The organism is Caminibacter pacificus (assembly GCF_003752135.1).
Lineage (GTDB): Bacteria > Campylobacterota > Campylobacteria > Campylobacterales > Nautiliaceae > Caminibacter > Caminibacter pacificus.
In genome coordinates this window covers 567,976-585,638 of record NZ_RJVK01000001.1, presented here as the reverse complement: position 1 = coordinate 585,638, position 17,663 = coordinate 567,976, and the positions used below count along the sequence as shown (strand labels likewise).

The following is a 17,663-nucleotide window of genomic DNA, read 5'->3' as shown; positions in this document are numbered from 1 at the left end:
GAGGATTAAATTAAAAAAGAGTATTTAGAAGTTTTTTTGCTTTGTCGGCACATTTTTTAATTGCAATTTTTTTTGAAAGTTCCGGATTGAAACTGCTTGCGGCACATTCGAAGAAGTACTCTTTTTGTGTCGTTTTGTCTTTTAATAAAAGATTTAATTTTGCGTTTGTGAGGTATTCACCGACAATTTTTTTCGTTTTTAAATATATGTTTGCTATTACTTTTATTTTCGGACTGTTTGAAATCGTATATTTTTTTGAGATGGTATTTAGCAAGTAGTTTTTTAAAAACGTAGAATTCGAATAGACGTTAAAAGTTGTGTTTCGGATTATTTTTTCATATTTTTTAGGAAAATTGATGTTTTGGATTTGAGGGTTTAGTATTTTTGCGAGTTTATATCTGTTTTTTAGTTTTATTATCGTTTTTTGGGCTTTTTTTGCGTTTTTTAGGTTTTCTATTGCGGAGTTTGTAAGAGCAGGGAGGTTTTTTAATGAATTTTTTATATCTTGAATGATTTTTTGAGCGTTAGTTTGGCGGTTTATTTTGATTAGAGCGTAATATTTGTCGTCTATTTTTTTGATTTTGTCTATTTTGTAATTGTAAAACGTGAAGTTGTCAATCGTACTTTTTATGTTTTGAGACATATTTTTATATACGTCTTCTTTTCCGTTGTAATCGATATATGATTTTTCGCTTTGAAAAGTAGATGATATTTTTACTTTAAGTTTGCTGGCGATAAAACTAAGAGCCGAGTTAATTGCTTCGTTTCTGTCGTATCCCTCACCGCTGCCGTAAAGATAAAGTGAATTGTCTTTTGGGGTGTTTAAATACCATTTGGGAATATCAGGTTTTGAAGAACATCCCAAAATCAGTAGTGCCAAAAAAATTAAATATCTCATTCAAAAAGCCTTTTAAAAAATCCTTCGTCAAATTTCGGTTTGACGAAATCTCCTATTTTTATTTGAGTTTTCGGGTCTTTTACTATTATCCAAGAGGTATTTTGGTGTATGACGTTGGAAACTTCTCCGCTTGCAATTTTTACTATTTCTTTAAAAGGTTTGTTTGTCAGCGGGTTTATCGATTCTTTTATCGTATAAACATCAACCTCGTCTCCCTCTTTTATGCCGTCTATCGCTCCTAACGTCGTTTTTAGAATATAGACGTCGTCTTTTTTTCTTATTTCTATAATATAGCCTTTTTTTGCAAAGAAATTTTTCAGTTTGGTTTGAATATTTGAAATCGCGCCTTTAAGTGCCTCATAAAGCAGGGCTCTTTTTTTGTTTTGATAATATCTGCTCGAATCATAAGCGCAGTCGTTTATGTAAAATGTTTTTGCTATGTAGTTTTGAGGAATTTTAATAATCTCTATTTGAGCGCTCACACACCCCCTATACGAATAATAAGGCGGTTCGTAGTGAGTTCTGCCTTTTTTGTCTTTCCAATAATAGCCTTTGTGATAATAGTGAGAATAACTCGAAGATAAGATTTTTGCATTTATGACGTAATCCGCGCTATTTATATTCGAATTACTAAGCTCCGCTTCTTGTGCGTAGATTATCTCTTCTTTTAGAGTGGTTTTTTTGTTTCTTTGGATTAACACGGCCGAGGTTTTTGAAATTGCGTTTTCAAGCAGATTTTTAAAACTTCCAAGTAAAAAATAAGTTTTAGGGTCGTTTGTCGAAATATTTAAAATCAAAACTTTCGTTTGTGCGTTTATTTCGTTTTGGCTTGGCAGATATTTTGCTTTAGGGGCGTTTATTTTGTGATATTCGGCCGGATTGATTTTCAGACTGCACGCACTAAAAAAGAGAAAAAGCACTAAAACGAAATATCTCATGAGAGCCTTTTTTATTGTAATTGTAGAAAAATCAGAGGAGCAATTCAAGCGTTTGAGGATTAATCAGCTCGGTATTGTATGCATTTAAAAGTGTTCCTGAGTTTAGTAGTGACGTAAACGTTTCGAAATCGACCGGATTTACGTTTTGAGTCGATAGCGGTGTTGTGATACTTAAATTTTGAAGAGCGCTGAAAATATTGTCTTTTTGTTTTAGCAAAAGCTCCTCATATTTTTCTATATCCGTATTCGGTGTAAAAGCCGGGATTGATAAGTTTAGTTTATCGTCTCCTATATTTATCGTTTGAGAAAAGACGTTTAGATTATCAAAAGTCGTATTGTTAATAACCGAATTTATCTCATCCGCAATCTCTTTTAAGACGTCTTGTGTGGGGTTGTTGATATTTTTTAGCATATCTACGTATGTAAGTATCGTATCAAGAGCGTTGTTTGCCGTTTGTAAAATACCTATGTTTTGATGAAATTCGTCAACCTGTGCAAAAAGCGGATTTTGTGCGAATTGGCTCGGCAAAAAATAATCCGTAACTCCCAAACTTTCAAGATGAGAGATGTAGTCGTAATTAAACGTCACAGGCACCGTTTGGATAGGGTTTATAGGTAAGTAGCTTAAAGGATAAATAGTACTCATTTTTCGCTCCTCGGTTGTTTATTAATATTAATTATAACATATTTTTGATAAAATGTTTAAAAATTTTTTAAGGTTCATGATGATAAAAATCAGACATCTAAAAAAGGTATTCGGTAGCAAAGTCGTATTAAGAGATGTCAATTTGGATATAAAAGACGAAAAAATCACTTATATTTTAGGAATGTCGGGGCAGGGAAAATCGACGATTATCAAACATATCGTAGGGCTTTTGAAACCTACTGCCGGTGAGATTTGGGTCGATGAAATAAACGTAGCCGATGCAGATATTCAACAATTATACGAAGTTAGAAAAAGAGTGGGGTTTACGTTTCAAGAGGGGGCATTATTCGATAGTATGAATATTTTCGATAACGTGGCTTTTCCTCTAAAAGAACATACGAATATGAATAAAGACGAGATTAAAAAAAGAGTTTTCGAAACACTTGAAATGGTAGGTCTTGATGCCGATAGGGTGGCTTATCTTTATCCTCACGAATTAAGCGGAGGAATGAGAAAAAGAGCGGCTACGGCAAGGGCGATAATTCTAAAGCCCAAATACATCCTTTACGACGAACCTACAAGCGGACTTGACCCGATTATCAGTGATAAAATCACAAGAATGATAGAATCTTTAACAAGAGAGCACAAAATGACAAGTGTCGTAATCTCTCACGATTTGAAAGAGACTTTCAAAAGTGCCGATTATGTCGCAATGCTTTATAACGGAGAAATAATCGAATACGGAACCGTCGAAGAATTTAAAAACTCTCAAAATCCTATCGTTAGGGCGTTTATCGAAGGAAACAGCGAAAAATACGAAAAAATAGCTGACGGAGTATAAATCGAAAAAGGAGCGATATGAAAAAATTGTTATTTTTATTAAGCGTTGTTTTATTGTTTGCGTATGATGCAAAAGTGGAGCCGTATGAGGTTTATAAAATAAAAGCGCCTCAAAGTGGTGAAGTTTTGGTTTCAAATAAAAACTTGGAATCTAAATTCGTAACGAATAAACTAATTGTCAAAATTGATGATACGAAAGATAAAATCAATCTTCAAAATTTGAAAAATCAAATTGCGGTTTTAAAAGAAGAGATTAAAAATCAAGAGCAAATCGTAAAAAGAAAAAAATCAATTTATGAAAGATATAAAAACTTAAAAACCAAATCTCAAGAACAAAAAGATTTGAAATTTTACGATTATATGGGAGCGTTAAATCAACTTTTGAATATGAAATCTCAGCTTAGTAATTTACAAGCTCAAGAAAAAACGACTCTTGATAACATAAACAAAAAAAATATCAAAGTTACGGGATATGTAAATAAAATTTATGTCACTGCCGGAGATTATGTAAATCCGGGAGTTTTGGTAGCGGAAGTGGACGATACTACAAAACAAAAGCTAACAATTTACGTGCCGATTGATAAAATAGATTCGATTTTAAACAAAGACGTCTATATAAACGGAAAACTCAGTGATTTTAAAATAGAAAAAGTATGGAGTTTGCCCGATAGCAAATATATTACGAGCTATAGAGTCGATTTGGTCGGAAAAGGTCTTAGATTCGGTGATATCGTAAAGGTTGAATTTAAATAATTAAAAAAGCGAAGGCGTTAGAGAATCTTCGCTTCTATTCGTTTCGTCGTAAATTTCTCCTATTTCGTCTATATCCAAATAATCCGGAAATTCGAACTCGATACCCCAATCGTTATAAAATATGGCTTTATCACCCCTGATTTCTTCGAATTCCAAAATTTCGCCGTCGCTAATGATTTTCATCCCCTTTTTTAATTCGTATACCTTTCTCAACCCACGCCTTTTTTAATTGTATATTAACATATAAACTTAAAGGTTTGCTGAAAGATAACAAATTGTTATCTTTCACATTTCACCTATTTCCACTCTTCAATTACGTCTTTGAATATTTTTGATAGCTTAATCACTTCGTCTTTGCCCGTTCTTTCGTTAGGAGCGTGAATAGTGTCGTTTTTTACTCCGAATTCGACTACTTTTACTCCGTATTTCGCAAAAAATCTCGCATCGCTCGTTCCGCCTGCGGTTGAATGTTTCGGCGTTATGCCCGTTTCTTTTTGTATTGCCTTATCAAGAGCTTTTACAACTTTTGTATTCGGGTCGGTAATAAAAGGTTCGGCGCTTTGTTTAAGCTCAAGCGTATAGTTCATATCTTTGAAATGCTCGTGGATGAAGTTTTTGATTTTTTCTTTGTCAGTATGAGTGTTGTTTCTGACGTTAAACATCATTTTAAGCTCACCCGGAGTTACGTTTGTCACTTCCATTCCGGCTCTGATGTCGGTGACTACGAATTTACTCGGAGCAAAATACTCATCTCCCTCGTCCAAATCCACACCCGCGATTTTGTGTAGTACTTGAGCTACTTTATGGATAGGGTTTATTGATTTTTCCGGATATGCCGCGTGACCTTGAAGTCCGATTTTTCTTAGCACTCCGTTAATACTTCCTCTTCTTCCGATTTTAATAGCATCTCCGAAAACCTCTTCGCACGTAGGCTCGGCTACAATTGCAAAATCCGGAATAAGATTTTTTTCTTTTAAAATTTCAAGCATATATTTTGTTCCCCACACGGCATCGCCTTCTTCATCGCTTGTTATAAGAGCGCTGAGGGTTCCGTTGAAGTTTTTTGCGTTTTTCATAGCCCACAAAAACGCCGCAAGTCCGCTTTTCATATCCTGTGCACCTCTTGCGTATATTTTTCCGTCAATTTCAGTCGGTGTAAAAGGGTCTGTTTTCCAGCCCTCTCCCGGTGGTACTACGTCGATATGCCCCCCGAAACACAAATGATCGCCTTCGCCGAATTTTTTATAAATAAAAAGATTTTTTACACCTTCTTTTTCTGTTTCAATTACTTCGTAATCGTTTAAATAATTCTTTATAAATTCCATCGCTCCGTCGTCATTTGGAGTAATCGATTTAAATTCAAGTAACTTTTTAAAAAGTTCTATTACGTCCATTTTTAGCCTTTTTTGTTAGAATTTTATAATATTTAAAACAGATTGGGAGTTTTTAATGGATGAATTCTTAAAAAATGTCAACGGCATTGAAAAATATAGTATATTATTTATGTTTTTTATATATTTATTTGGTTTTGTTATTGTAAATGCATTTTTGGGTAAATATAGCGTTTATGAGGTTAATGCTATTAGTACTTTAAATATAATTGCTGGTTTATTATTTTTGGTATTTTTGCTGGAATATTATTTTTTAGTGTGGAATAACTTAGTTATTTGTATAAAAAAGTATGTGTTATGGTATTGTTCTATTGAAATGTTTTTTTTATTAACTCTAAATACATTTATATTAAATAATATATTTTTTTCAGTCCATGATAATTTGATTGAATATATCTTTTTTAGTGGATTTGTATTTTTTTTTATTTTAGAATTATTAAAAATTTATAATAAATTAATTTTAGCTTTTGAATTAATATTTAAAATTATTGTAGTAATTATTTTTATTTTTTCGTGGAAACATTATCTGATTGAGTTTATAATATTTGCTTTTTATTTTCTTTTAACAGTTTATTTACTTTTTTTTAAGATTATTAAATATTTACATAATGTAAATTTTTATTTTACTTCTTTTTCATTGTTATTTGGGTTAATTTTATTTGCAGTTTACTTTGGAAAATTTATTTATTCAAATATAGATAAAAGTTTTGGTGGTGGGAAAGAAATTCCTGTAGAAATAGAAACAAATAATAAAAGATTTTATAAAGGTCTATTAATTTTAGAATTAGATGATTGTTATTTATTAAAGCAAAATGATTTAAACAAAACTAAAATAATAAAAATTTTAAAAAATAACATTAATAAAGTTGTTGTTTTTAAATAGTTAAAAAATTTTACCAACGAATCTAAAGGGTTCTTTAGTAAAAAAAATCGTTTCAAAATCCTTAAAAATTTCAAAAAACTCCTCGGTTGTCAGTTTGTATTTGGGGATTTTTTCAAATGCGAAATAACCGCCTTTTTTTAGTGCTTTTGGTATTTGTTTTAGCAAATCTAAATTAAAATATTTAATTATTATGATAACATCGTACTCATTTTGTGGTATAATATAATTATCAAGGTCAAGGCAAATCGTTTTGATTTTAGGGTTTTTGATTTTTGATATTGCGACATTGCTTATATCTATAAGCGTTACGTCGTATCCTTTGTTTAGTAAAGCTTCGGCGTTTGTACCAAGACCGCCGGCCAAATCCAAAGCTTTTTTATTTTTTGCGCTTGGTATGTGGTCTAAAAGGATACTCGGTGCTTTTGGGGTGAAAGTTTTATATTTTTCATTCCATTTGATTTTTTCTTCTATCATTTTGTACCTTTAAGGAGTTTCGTATGAAAAAAATTATAGCCGAAATAGACAAACTAAAAGATAAAATCATCGAAATTAGACGTCATATTCATATGTATCCTGACCTCTCGGGTGAAGAGTATCCCACAAGAGACTATGTAAAAGAGATTTTGCAAAAAGAGGGAATAAAAGAGATAAGAACTTTTGAAAATCACGCCGGAATGGTCGTGGATATTATAGCGGGCGATAATTTGCCTACAATTGCGTTTAGGGCTGATATGGACGCACTGCCGATAAAAGAAGAAAACAACGTTCCGTATAAGTCAAGAAAACAAGGCGTTATGCATGCTTGCGGTCATGACGGGCATACGGCGATACTCACGGGCTTTTTGATAGCCTGCAACAGACACAAAGACAAACTCCCCTTTAACATAAGAGGAATTTTCCAACACAAAGAAGAAGTAATGGACGGAGGCAGCGAAGATTTGATAAGAGACGGAGCGCTTGATGGAGTCAGTGCGATTTTCGGGCTTCATATGTATCCGTATTTGAAGACGGGTGAGATAGGGTATAAATACGGCGAAATGATGGCGAGTGCCGATATGTTTGAGATTGAGATTTTCGGAAAAAGCGCTCACGGGGCAAGACCGCACGAGGGGGTGGATGCTATTCTTACCGCTTCTATGGTTGTGAATTCTATCAATCATATCGTAAGTAGAAGAATCGACCCTTTACATCCTGCGGTGATATCTTTCGGAACGATTGAAGGCGGAAAGGCCGCCAATATCATTTGCGACCATGTAAAACTTAGCGGAACGGTCAGAACCTTAAACGATTCGGTTAGACAAAACATAAAAGAGATGATGGAAGAAGCAACCGCCGGGATTTGTAGAGCGATGGGCGCGAAATATAATTTTCATTACTACTTCGGAAATCCCGAGCTTATAAATGATGATAAAATGGTGGATGTGGTTATTAAAGCGGCAAAAAAATTCGCAACGCCTATAGACTTAAGACAACCCGTTATGGGCGGTGAAGATTTTGCGAATTATCTAAAGGTGGTTAAGGGAGCGTTTTTCAGACTCGGCTGTTGTAATGAAAACAAAGCCACCTGCTATCCGCAACATCACCCGAGATTCGATATTGATGAGGATAGTTTGATAATAGGTGCTAAAATATTTGCAAATATTCTTAAGGAGCTTAAATGAAAGGACATAGCGGAATATCATCGCCGTTTTTTATCGTAAAAAAGCCGGTTGATGCGATTATTAGAGATATTAAAAAGGGCGATTCGAAAGATATTGTCGAGCTTTTTAGAGCGAATTACGACGATACTTATTACAAAAAAAGTTTTTATGACCATAAAACGTGGGAAGAGATGGTCGAGAGTAAAAAATATTATCCGATTGTTGCCGAAATTGACGGGAAGGTTGTGGGGCAGTTTTTGCTTACTGTAAATGACAAATATAACGGAGAAATCGGAGCGGTAGTGGTTCATCCCGATTACAAAGGTAGGGGACTTATGAATAAAATGTTTGATTATTTGATAAAAAAAGCCGAGAGTCTCGGGCTTAGTGCAATATACGGAGAAGCTATAATGTTTCATCCTTTTTCTCAAAAAGCCAACCTAAAACACGGAATGATTGAAACCGCTCTTCAGCTTGGAGAGGTCGCTTCTTGGATAGCCCAAAAAGATATTAAATTCGAAAAACGCTCCGGCACGCTTGTAGGCTATAAGATTTTTAATCGTCAAAAACGCTCTTTATATACTCCGAAAATTTATAGAAAATTGATACTTGATAGGTATAAAAAAGCATCCCTTCCAATCTCAAAAGCCGCAATCAGACCTATTAAAAAGTCCCTAAAACTTTGGGAAAACAGACTTTTAAAACTCTCAGGTATCATAATTGACGGAAAAATTAAAAACTTCGAAAACAGATTCAACACTCTCTTTACAAAAGCGAAACTCAGAGGAGAAATGGTATATGCCGATATCAACCTCCACACTCCCGAAATAGAAGAAATTACCGAGTTTTTAAACAAAAAAAGATTTTTTTACAGCGGTGTTTTGTTTTATAGATACAACGGATTTGATTATTTAAGACTACAATACGAAAATACCCACAACGTCGAGGAGAGATTAAACGTATGTTTTAGCGATTATTGTAAATTTTTAAGTAAATTCGTTATAAGAGATAAAAAAAGAGTGGCGAGATTATGAGTTTTTGAAGTTTTCTATCATTGAGAGGTAGTCGTTTAGATTTTCAAATCTGTGATTGCCTCCGTATTCTACTACAACTTTTGCGTTTGGCAGGTTTTTGAATTTTTTAAGAGCTTTTTTATAGTTTAAAATTTCGTCACCGCTTTGCAAAAGTACCAAATATTTTCCTCTTTTTGGTTTTGTTTTAAGTTTTTTTAATTCTTTTAAATAGCTCTTTTTCCATTTAAAAGGAGTGTTGTCGCAATATCTGTATTGGGTGCCGATGTAAGGTTTTAGGGTTTTATAAGGTTTTAAGGACGGGTTGATTAATACAGCTTTTAGGCCGTATTTTTCGGCCAAGTGCATTGCATAATATCCTCCAAGAGAACTACCAATAAGAAGATTACCAGGTTTTGCATACTCTTTTAGTTTCTCTATCGCTTCAAGAGGGGAGGGAGGCAGGTTTATTGCGACCAAATCCCCGAAATAATCTCTTAAGATTTTGGTTTTGTTGCTTTTTGCACAGCTTGCGAATCCGTGAATATATACAATCATGGCAGAGGATTTTCATAAAAAATATAAGTTTCGTAGTTGGTTACTTCGAAATAGACCTTTTTCTTTTCATCAGGGTCTACTTTGTAGTTGAAATTTTTATCGATATATCCGTAAGCAAATCTATAAGGACGAGGTTTATTATCATCCGTTCCGTGAGCCGTAGTGAGTTTGTCTACTTTCAAAAATCTCATAACAAGCTTGCCGCCGCTATAAATGTCCACAACTCCGTTTACTCCGGTATAGTTTTGGATAGTTCTTCCGAGTTTGTTTTGTTGCTCTTGCGTACATCCTAAAAATAAGGCGCTTAGAGCCAATGGAACTATTAACAATTTTTTCATTTCAGTCCTTTTTTACTACTATTTTGTCTCTTCCGGTGTTTTTCGCTTCATATAAAGCTTGGTCCACTCTTATCATAAGTCTATAAATCGAATCTTCGCTTTTGAATTCGGTAACTCCGAACGAACAGGTTATTTTTCCGATTTTCGGAAATTCGTAGTTTCTTATCGCACTTTGTAATTTTTCGGCTACTCTTAACGCTTCGTTTAGAGGAGTGTGAGGTAGAATAATCAAAAACTCTTCTCCTCCCCAGCGCCCGATTATATCGGATTTTCTAATATTTTGTTTCATAATTCTCGCAAGTTCTTCAAGGACGATATCTCCTACTTTATGGCCGAATTTGTCGTTAATATCTTTAAAATGGTCGATATCGCAAAAGATGATACTAAGAGGATTGGCGTATCTTTTGGCTTCTTCGACCTCTTTTTGTAGCATATAATCGATATGTTTTCGATTAAAAATACCGGTTAGGGAGTCGATGGTCGCCGTTTTTATAAGTTGGGTTTCGAATTTTCTTCTTTTTTTGATTTCGAAAAATTGATAAATAACAAGCGCAATTAAAATCAAAATAAGTCCGATAGCTATAAAAGCGATAGTTAAAAGTTTTTTGGTGTCTATTCCCGTTTGATATACTACATAAACCCATTTTTTAAATATTCTCTCTTTTTCTTCCGGAGTAATTGAATCTATCGCTTTATTTATAGCGCTTACAAGCAGGGGATAGTCGTTTCTGACCATAAATCTCACTTTAAAATCAAAAGGAGTTTTTCCTGAAATTTTTAAGTTTGCGAATTGATATTTGTTGATGTTATAAGCTATTACCGGTAAATTGTCTATTGCGGCAAAAGCTTTTCCTCTGCTTACATAATCAAGAGCTGTTTTGATATCTTTTACTTCTATAATATTCAAATTCGGAAAATGTTTTTTTAATATTTCCGCGGCGGAATAGTTTTTTCCGACTACTATTTTTTTGTTTTCGAGTTGCGCCATGCTGTTTATGAATCCTATATTGTTTCTTGTGGCGATTACGATAGGATATGTGGCATAAGGTTTTGTAAATAGTGCGAAATTTTGCTTTTGAGGCGTTTTTGCCGTAGCCGGAACGATGTCGGAATTTTTATTTTTGATATCTTCTAAAACAAGCGTCCAAGAGGGTAAAATTTTGCAGTTTGATTTTAGATTCAGTTTGTGTTTTATGAGTTTCCAATAATCTATCGCAATACCTTCTATTTTGTCGTCTTTTAGCATATTAAAAGGCGCCCAATTAGGCGTTACGACACAATGAAAAAGGTGATTTTTAATAAACAACTTTTCGTTTGGTGTCAAATCTACTTGAGCAAATAGACTCACCACAGCTATTACGATAGACCATATAACCTTCATCAAACTCCCATTTTTAATCATTTATCTCATTATAATACAAAAAAAAATTTTTTTCTAGAAAAATTAACAAAAAAATAATAAATTTAATCATTTAGTCAAACTAACTAAATAAAATTGATTTTTATTACTATTTTTGATATAATCAATTACTACGCCGGCTACAATATGCTACAATAAGTTAAAAAATGGAGACGGAATGATTAAAAATCATGAGGAATATAAAAAAGCCGTTGAAACGTTAAAAAAATGGGCGTATTATTATTACGTACTTGATAATCCGCTTGTTACCGATGAAGAATACGATAAGTTATATAAAGAAGTGGAAAAGTATGAAGAAGCTCATCCGGATGAAATAGACCCGAGCTCACCTACTCAAAGAGTCGGTGATGTAGTACTTGAAGAATTTAAAAAAGCGCGTCATATTACGAAAATGTGGTCTATGGAAGACGTATTTGACGAAAATGAATTTAAAGACTGGGTAAATAGAGTAAAAAGACTTGCAAACGAGCATATTACGTTTTATATAGAGCCTAAATTCGACGGGGCGAGTTTGAATCTCGTGTATAAAGACGGAAAACTGATAAGAGCAGAAACCAGAGGGGATGGAGAAATAGGAGAAGACGTAACTCTAAATGCTAAAACAATCAACTCCATTCCTCTTGAAATAGATTATAAAGGGCTTATAGAAATAAGAGGCGAAGTCGTTATTAAGAAAAAAGATTTTGAAAAATTAAACGAAGAGAGAGTAAAAAAAGGAGAGCCGACATTTGCCAATCCAAGAAACGCGGCGGCAGGAAGCTTAAGACAGCTTGACCCGAAAATTACGGCAAGTAGGCCTTTGATATTTTATCCGTGGGGAGTGGGATATCCGATAGAAGTTTTAAATAGCGATGAAGTGAGCAAAGAGCAATATGAAAACGATAAAAAAAGATTTATCGAGGAGTTTAAAAAATACAAAAACGTAATGGATTACGTCTATTCTTTGGGATTTAAAGAACCGCCTAAAAGAGGGGAGTGTGATAGTGAGGATATCGAATGCGTGCTAAAAAAATATCACGAGTTTATCGAAATAAGAGACGATATTCCCGTAATGCTTGACGGAATGGTTGTAAAAGTAAACGAACTACATCTTCTTGAAAAGCTCGGATATACGACCAAATATCCGAGATGGATGGTGGCGTATAAATTCCCGGCTGTTGAAAAAGAGACGATACTCGAAGATGTTGTCGTGCAAGTGGGAAGAACCGGGGTATTGACCCCTGTAGCGGTGCTAAAACCTGTAGAAATCGGAGGAGTGATAGTAGAAAGAGCTACGCTTCATAATTTTGACGAAATAGAAAGAATGGATATAAGAATAGGAGACCACGTAATAGTCATAAGAAGCGGGGATGTTATACCGAAAATTACTAAAGTTTTGTATCACAAAAGAACCGGAAACGAAAAACCTATACCAAGACCTACCCATTGTCCCGTATGTGGGGCTGAGGTATTGGATGAGGGAGCGATAATCAAATGCCAAAACCTATCATGCCCTGCAAGGGTGGTAAATACGATAATCTATGCCGCAAGCAAAAACTGCCTTGATATAGAAGGGCTTGGAGAGAGTGTCGCAAAACTGCTTTATGAAAGAGGCCTTGTTAGAGATATTACGGATTTATTTAAATTAAAAGTCGAAGATTTGGAAAAATTACCGGGCTTTGCAAGAAAAAAAGCCGAAAATTTAGTAAAAGCCATAGAAAAAGTAAAAGGAATAGAGTGCTGGAGATTCGTTAACGCTCTTGGAATCGAGCATATAGGAGAGGTGGCGAGCAAAAAGATTTGTGAGACTTTCGGAATAGATTTTTACAAACACGACCCGGAAGAATTTTACAAAATCGAAGGTTTCGGGCCTGAAATGGTAAAATCTATCGCAGAATATGTTAAAGTAAATAGAGAAAAAATCGAAAAACTAATAGAATTGATACAGCCTACCAATCCGAAAAAAGAGGAGGTAGAAAACTCTCCTTTTAGCGGAAAAACGGTAGTGCTAACTGGTACTATGAAAAAACCGAGAAGCGAAATAAAAGAGCTTCTTGAGCATTTGGGCGCTCATGTCACTAATAGCGTAAGTAAAAAGACCGATTTTGTAATATACGGAGAAGACCCGGGCAGTAAGTATGAAAAAGCGCAAAAATTGGGGGTTACGCTGCTGCCTGAAGAAGAAATGTGGAAAATGATAGGAGAAGGATGATGGGTACGAAAACGACTCTTGATAATGATTTGGAAATATTACTTCCGAAGCTTTATAGAGTTATATTATTAAATGACGACTATACGACTTTTGATTTCGTAATAGAGATTTTAAAGTCGGTTTTTAATAAAACCGAAGAAGAAGCTATAAATTTGACTCTTAAAGTGGATAGAGAAGGCAGTGCGACTGTGGGAGTGTATCCATACGAAATAGCGGAAATGAAAGTAAATAAAGTACACTCTTTAGCTCGCTCTGCCGGCTATCCGCTAAGAGCCAGAATTGAGGAGGTATAAATGCAAATAACTGAAACTTTAAGAAATATATTAAATGAAATAATCCAAGAAGCGAAACGTAGAAAAAACGAATATATCACAATAGACCATGCATTCTACGTTTTGCTAAAAAACAAAAACGTCCGCTCTATCTTAGAAGACGTGGGCGTTGATATCGATTATATAAGAAGGGGACTTGATTATTATCTTGACAGATACATCGAAAAAGTTTCGGGAAGCACTATGCCTACCGAAACTTTGGCTTTTCATAAAGCTACAGATAGAATGTTTAAACATATCGAAGGTATCAAAAAACCTTATGCCGATGAAATCGACTTTTTTATAGCGTTGCTTGAAGACGAGACAAGCTACGCTTCTCAACTTTTAAGAGAATTCGGTATAGAAAAAGTCGAAATCGTTGAATACGTAACCGAAATTCAAGATATCGAAGACGAGATAAAAAAACTCAATTCCGAGAAAAAAGAAAAAAGCGTACTTGATGAGTACGCAACCGAACTAACATCGATAGCAAAAGAGTTTGACGACGTTATCGGAAGAGAATCGGAAATCGATAGGGTTATGCAAGTCCTTGCAAGAAGAAAGAAAAACAATCCGGTACTTGTAGGAGAGCCGGGTGTCGGTAAAACGGCCGTGGTAGAAGGGCTTGCCAAAAAAATAGCTACCGGTGACGTGCCTGATGTATTAAAAGGCAAAAAAATCTATTCTCTTGATATGGGAAGTTTGATTGCCGGTACGAAATATAGGGGTGAATTCGAAAAAAGAATGAAAGCTATTTTACAAGAGCTGAAAAAAGAAAAAGAGCCTATTTTGTTTATCGATGAAATTCATATGATTGTAGGTGCTGGTGCTGCCGGAGATAGTAAAATGGACGTAGCAAATTTACTAAAACCGGCGCTTGCAAGAGGCGAAATCAGATGTATAGGCGCTACAACGTATGAAGAGTATAAAAATCATTTCGAAAAAGATAAGGCTCTAAATAGAAGATTTCAAAAAATAGACATTAAAGAGCCGAGTATAGAAGATACTATTAAGATTTTAGAAGGCTTAAAACCTAAATACGAAGAGTTTCACGGAGTAAGATATTCAAAAGAAGCGATAAAAAGCGCAGCGGTACTTGCTAAAAAGTATTTAAGAGAAAAATTCTTGCCTGATAGTGCAATCGACTTAATTGACGAAGCGGGAGCGAAATATAAACTAAGAGGCAAAAAACTAATAACAAAAAGCGATATCGAAAACATCGTAGCGAAAATCGCGAATATTCCTAAAGAATCGGCATCTCAAAACGAGGTGGAAAAACTAAGACACTTGGAAGAAAACTTAAAAGCCAAAGTTTTCGGACAAGATGAGGCGATAAAAGAGCTTGTGAAAGTTATCAAAAGAAAAAAAGCGGGACTTACAAGAGACAATAAACCTATAGGAAGTTTTCTTTTCGTAGGTCCTACGGGTGTTGGTAAGACTGAAATCGCAAAACAGCTTGCAACTATTTTGGGAATCAATTTCTTAAGATTCGATATGAGCGAATACCAAGAAAAACATTCGGTTGCAAAACTTATAGGTTCGCCTCCCGGATACGTTGGATACGAAAAAGGAGGACTTTTAACGGAAGCTATTAGAAAACAACCTCATACCGTATTGCTTTTGGATGAGATAGAAAAAGCTCATCCGGATATCGTTCAGATATTGTTGCAAATAATGGATAATGCGACTTTGACCGATAATGAGGGTAGAATTGCTGATTTTAGAAACGTTGTGCTTATTATGACGAGCAACCTTGGGGTCGGCGAAGGTAATAAGCCCGGATTTATGCAAGAACATACGGAATTTAAAGAAGAGGCGATTCATAGATTTTTCGCTCCGGAATTTATAAACAGGCTTGATGCGATTGTAAAATTTAAGCCTCTTTCAAAAGAGTCGATATTGTTGATAGTAGATAAGTTCATTGACGAACTTCAAGATAAATTAAGCAGTAAAAAAGTAAAACTGACTCTAACAAAAAGAGCGAAAGAAGCCCTTGCAAAAGAGGGATATTCTCCGTCTCTTGGAGCAAGACCTCTTGCAAGGGTGATAGAAGAGAAAATCGTAGAGCCTTTGAGCGATTATATTCTCTTTGGCGATTTAAAAAGCGGAGGAGAAGTAAAAGTGGATTATGTAAAAAACAAATACGTATTAAAGAAGAAGAATGATAAAAGTAAGTGAGTATCCGCCTCTTTATTTGTTGGATGATTTTGAGTTTCCTTCTCCTTATGAGGATTACGAAGACGGCTTTATAGGGGCAAGCTACGACTTGCACCCTAAGCGTCTTTTGGAAGGTTACTCGAACGGATTTTTTCCTTGGTATCAAGATGAAGACGGGCTTTTTCATTGGTTCGTGCTTGATAAAAGGATGCTTTTAAAAACGGATGAAGTAAAAACGACAAAAAAACTTCTTCAAAAACTTAGAAGTAAAAAGTGGGATTTTAAAATAAATACCCGTTTTGATGACGTAATCAGAATGTGTAGCAAAGTAAAAAGAAAACACGAAAGCGGTACGTGGATAAACGAGGATTTTATAAAAGCTTATACCGAACTTCATAGATTGGGATACGCAATTTCTGTTGAGAGTTATTACGAAGGCGAACTTGTAGGCGGATTTTACGGAGTGGCTATTAACAAATATTTTAGCGGTGAGAGTATGTTTCATATCAAACCCGATGCCAGCAAGCTTGCTTTGATATATTTTGCAAATCTTTTAAAAGAGCAGGGTATCGAATATATCGATTGTCAGGTACCAAGCGAACATTTAGGCAGAATGGGCGGAAAAGTATATGACAAAAAAGATTTCATACCTATAATCCAAAAAGCGGCAAAAGGAATTATCATTGAAGACCCTAAAAGAGTGGAATGTACTACTTGAGCTTGTTAAAACAAAAACGGGAGCTCTGCTTTATAAGATAAACCTTGATGAAAATCACTTTTTCTTAGAGCAAAATCCTCTAAAAGACTCCAAATACGGAGTCGCTTATAGGGAGCTTAAAAACAGGTTTCCTGAGTTTTATATGTTTTGGGAGATAAAAGACGACAACTATACCGGAAAAGTTTTAACGGCAAGACTTTGCGACAAAAAAGACCTTGACGAATTTATAGAAAGCTTAGTGGGAGGAGATTTTAAAAACTACGAAGATTTCAGCTGAAAATCTTAACGACTCTTCCCACTATTTCGATTTCGTTGGGTTTTATAGTTTCGCTCGGGTAGGCTTTATTATCCGATATCAGCTCAATCTCACCGCTGCTTTTTAAATTAACTCTTTTTACAAAAACCCCTGCGTTAGTATTGACTACGAAAATTCCTCCGTTTCTTATGTTTTTGTCGTTTCTGTCTATAAAAATTATACTTCCGTCTTTAATTGTCGGCTCCATTGAATCGCCTATAACGTTTATCGCATCCAAGTTTTTATCTATTATTCTTTTGTCGATATACAAAATCTCATATCCTTCATCAAAATTTATAGCCCCGCCTCCGGCACTTGCGTTTATGTCTTTGAAATATCTGATTTGAGAAAACTTTTCCGTTTCGTTTGCTATCGTTTCTATATCTTGGTCGAAAAGAAGCCAATTTATAGATATTTTTCTTTTGGCGCAAAAATAGGCAATCTCTTCATAAGGGATTTTGTTTCTTTTTTTTAGGATGGATAAGTGCTCTGGTGTTATTCCAAGAGCTTTTGCCACGTCTTTATTTAAAACTTTTTTATTTCCTATTTCTTGTGAGATTATATCTTTTATTTTTTCGATAACTTTTTCGAAGTTCATTTTTTAAATCCTTAACAAAATGTTAATTTTTGATTTTTTATTTTATCAATTTGTTATATTTTTGTAAAGAAAATTAAA

20 protein-coding genes are annotated in these 17,663 nt (G+C 34.5%); 10 read left to right on the top strand and 10 right to left on the bottom strand.

Going from position 1 to position 17,663, the window contains the following annotated elements:
* Window positions 1–10: 10 nt before the first annotated feature.
* Genes EDC58_RS03070 through EDC58_RS03060 form a run of 3 tightly spaced genes read right to left on the bottom strand, consistent with a single transcriptional unit; the run spans window position 11 to window position 2,482 of the window.
* Window positions 11–898, bottom strand: coding sequence for an LPP20 family lipoprotein (locus tag EDC58_RS03070; protein ID WP_123352032.1), 888 nt, complete (start codon window positions 896–898; stop codon window positions 11–13).
* Entirely contained in the window at window positions 895–1,836 is a 942-nt protein-coding gene (locus tag EDC58_RS03065) for a hypothetical protein (protein WP_123352031.1), read from the bottom strand. Before EDC58_RS03065 ends, EDC58_RS03070 begins: the two co-directional genes overlap by 4 nt.
* 31 nt (window positions 1,837–1,867) lie before the next feature.
* Entirely contained in the window at window positions 1,868–2,482 is a 615-nt protein-coding gene (locus EDC58_RS03060) for a hypothetical protein (protein WP_123352030.1), read from the bottom strand.
* A 79-nt stretch (window positions 2,483–2,561) separates the two neighbouring features.
* Here EDC58_RS03060 and EDC58_RS03055 point away from each other — a divergent pair, with 79 nt between their 5' ends.
* Window positions 2,562–3,323 carry an ABC transporter ATP-binding protein gene (locus EDC58_RS03055; RefSeq protein WP_123352029.1) on the top strand — a complete coding sequence of 254 codons (762 nt, stop codon included), beginning with the start codon at window positions 2,562–2,564 and terminating at the stop codon, window positions 3,321–3,323.
* A gap of 17 nt (window positions 3,324–3,340) precedes the next feature.
* A complete protein-coding gene (locus EDC58_RS03050; RefSeq protein ID WP_123352028.1) occupies window positions 3,341–4,075 on the top strand; it encodes an efflux RND transporter periplasmic adaptor subunit in 735 nt (244 codons plus the stop codon).
* On the opposite strand, the gene EDC58_RS03045 is transcribed toward EDC58_RS03050, so the two are convergent.
* Window positions 4,076–4,288, bottom strand: a complete 213-nt coding sequence (locus EDC58_RS03045; RefSeq protein WP_123352027.1) for a succinyl-diaminopimelate desuccinylase — start codon at window positions 4,286–4,288, stop codon at window positions 4,076–4,078.
* Between the two features lie 83 nt (window positions 4,289–4,371).
* Window positions 4,372–5,469 carry a succinyl-diaminopimelate desuccinylase gene (gene dapE / locus EDC58_RS03040; protein WP_123352026.1) on the bottom strand — a complete coding sequence of 366 codons (1,098 nt, stop codon included), beginning with the start codon at window positions 5,467–5,469 and terminating at the stop codon, window positions 4,372–4,374.
* A 55-nt stretch (window positions 5,470–5,524) separates the two neighbouring features.
* On the opposite strand from dapE, the gene EDC58_RS03035 reads away from it, so the two are divergent.
* On the top strand, window positions 5,525–6,349 hold the full coding sequence (locus EDC58_RS03035; RefSeq protein WP_123352025.1) for a hypothetical protein: 825 nt from the start codon (window positions 5,525–5,527) through the stop codon (window positions 6,347–6,349).
* Here the strand turns inward: EDC58_RS03035 and EDC58_RS03030 are convergent, their stop codons facing one another.
* A complete protein-coding gene (locus EDC58_RS03030) occupies window positions 6,350–6,823 on the bottom strand; it encodes a class I SAM-dependent methyltransferase (RefSeq protein ID WP_123352024.1) in 474 nt (157 codons plus the stop codon).
* Between the two features lie 23 nt (window positions 6,824–6,846).
* On the opposite strand from EDC58_RS03030, the gene EDC58_RS03025 reads away from it, so the two are divergent.
* A complete protein-coding gene (locus EDC58_RS03025; protein WP_123352023.1) occupies window positions 6,847–8,010 on the top strand; it encodes an amidohydrolase in 1,164 nt (387 codons plus the stop codon).
* Complete coding sequence (locus EDC58_RS03020; RefSeq protein WP_123352022.1) at window positions 8,007–9,023, top strand: GNAT family N-acetyltransferase; 1,017 nt, start codon at window positions 8,007–8,009, stop codon at window positions 9,021–9,023. Before EDC58_RS03025 ends, EDC58_RS03020 begins: the two co-directional genes overlap by 4 nt.
* Here EDC58_RS03020 and EDC58_RS03015 read toward each other — a convergent pair.
* The 3 genes from EDC58_RS03015 to EDC58_RS03005 are packed head-to-tail and all read right to left on the bottom strand — an operon-like array spanning window position 9,018 to window position 11,297.
* Complete coding sequence (locus tag EDC58_RS03015; protein ID WP_123352021.1) at window positions 9,018–9,557, bottom strand: YqiA/YcfP family alpha/beta fold hydrolase; 540 nt, start codon at window positions 9,555–9,557, stop codon at window positions 9,018–9,020. The genes EDC58_RS03020 and EDC58_RS03015 overlap by 6 nt on opposite strands.
* A complete protein-coding gene (locus EDC58_RS03010; protein ID WP_123352020.1) occupies window positions 9,554–9,895 on the bottom strand; it encodes a hypothetical protein in 342 nt (113 codons plus the stop codon). The genes EDC58_RS03015 and EDC58_RS03010 overlap by 4 nt, the downstream gene beginning before the upstream one ends.
* A gap of 1 nt (window position 9,896) precedes the next feature.
* Window positions 9,897–11,297, bottom strand: a complete 1,401-nt coding sequence (locus EDC58_RS03005; RefSeq protein ID WP_235823159.1) for a transporter substrate-binding domain-containing diguanylate cyclase — start codon at window positions 11,295–11,297, stop codon at window positions 9,897–9,899.
* 175 nt (window positions 11,298–11,472) lie between these two features.
* On the opposite strand from EDC58_RS03005, the gene ligA reads away from it, so the two are divergent.
* From ligA to EDC58_RS02980, 5 genes are read left to right on the top strand one after another with little or no spacing between them, the layout of a single operon-like run.
* Window positions 11,473–13,506 (top strand): NAD-dependent DNA ligase LigA, encoded by a 2,034-nt coding sequence (ligA, locus tag EDC58_RS03000; protein WP_123352018.1) that lies wholly within the window; start codon window positions 11,473–11,475, stop codon window positions 13,504–13,506.
* Entirely contained in the window at window positions 13,506–13,799 is a 294-nt protein-coding gene (locus tag EDC58_RS02995) for an ATP-dependent Clp protease adaptor ClpS (RefSeq protein ID WP_123352159.1), read from the top strand. The genes ligA and EDC58_RS02995 overlap by 1 nt, the downstream gene beginning before the upstream one ends.
* Window positions 13,800–15,995: an ATP-dependent Clp protease ATP-binding subunit ClpA gene (gene clpA / locus EDC58_RS02990; RefSeq protein ID WP_123352017.1), complete on the top strand. Its 2,196-nt coding sequence runs from the start codon at window positions 13,800–13,802 to the stop codon at window positions 15,993–15,995.
* Window positions 15,979–16,692, top strand: coding sequence for a leucyl/phenylalanyl-tRNA--protein transferase (gene aat, locus EDC58_RS02985; protein WP_123352016.1), 714 nt, complete (start codon window positions 15,979–15,981; stop codon window positions 16,690–16,692). Before clpA ends, aat begins: the two co-directional genes overlap by 17 nt.
* A complete protein-coding gene (locus tag EDC58_RS02980; RefSeq protein WP_123352015.1) occupies window positions 16,658–16,969 on the top strand; it encodes a DUF7132 family protein in 312 nt (103 codons plus the stop codon). Before aat ends, EDC58_RS02980 begins: the two co-directional genes overlap by 35 nt.
* Here the strand turns inward: EDC58_RS02980 and EDC58_RS02975 are convergent.
* Window positions 16,962–17,585: a LexA family transcriptional regulator gene (locus EDC58_RS02975; protein ID WP_123352014.1), complete on the bottom strand. Its 624-nt coding sequence runs from the start codon at window positions 17,583–17,585 to the stop codon at window positions 16,962–16,964. The genes EDC58_RS02980 and EDC58_RS02975 overlap by 8 nt on opposite strands.
* Between the last annotated feature and the right edge of the window lie 78 nt (window positions 17,586–17,663).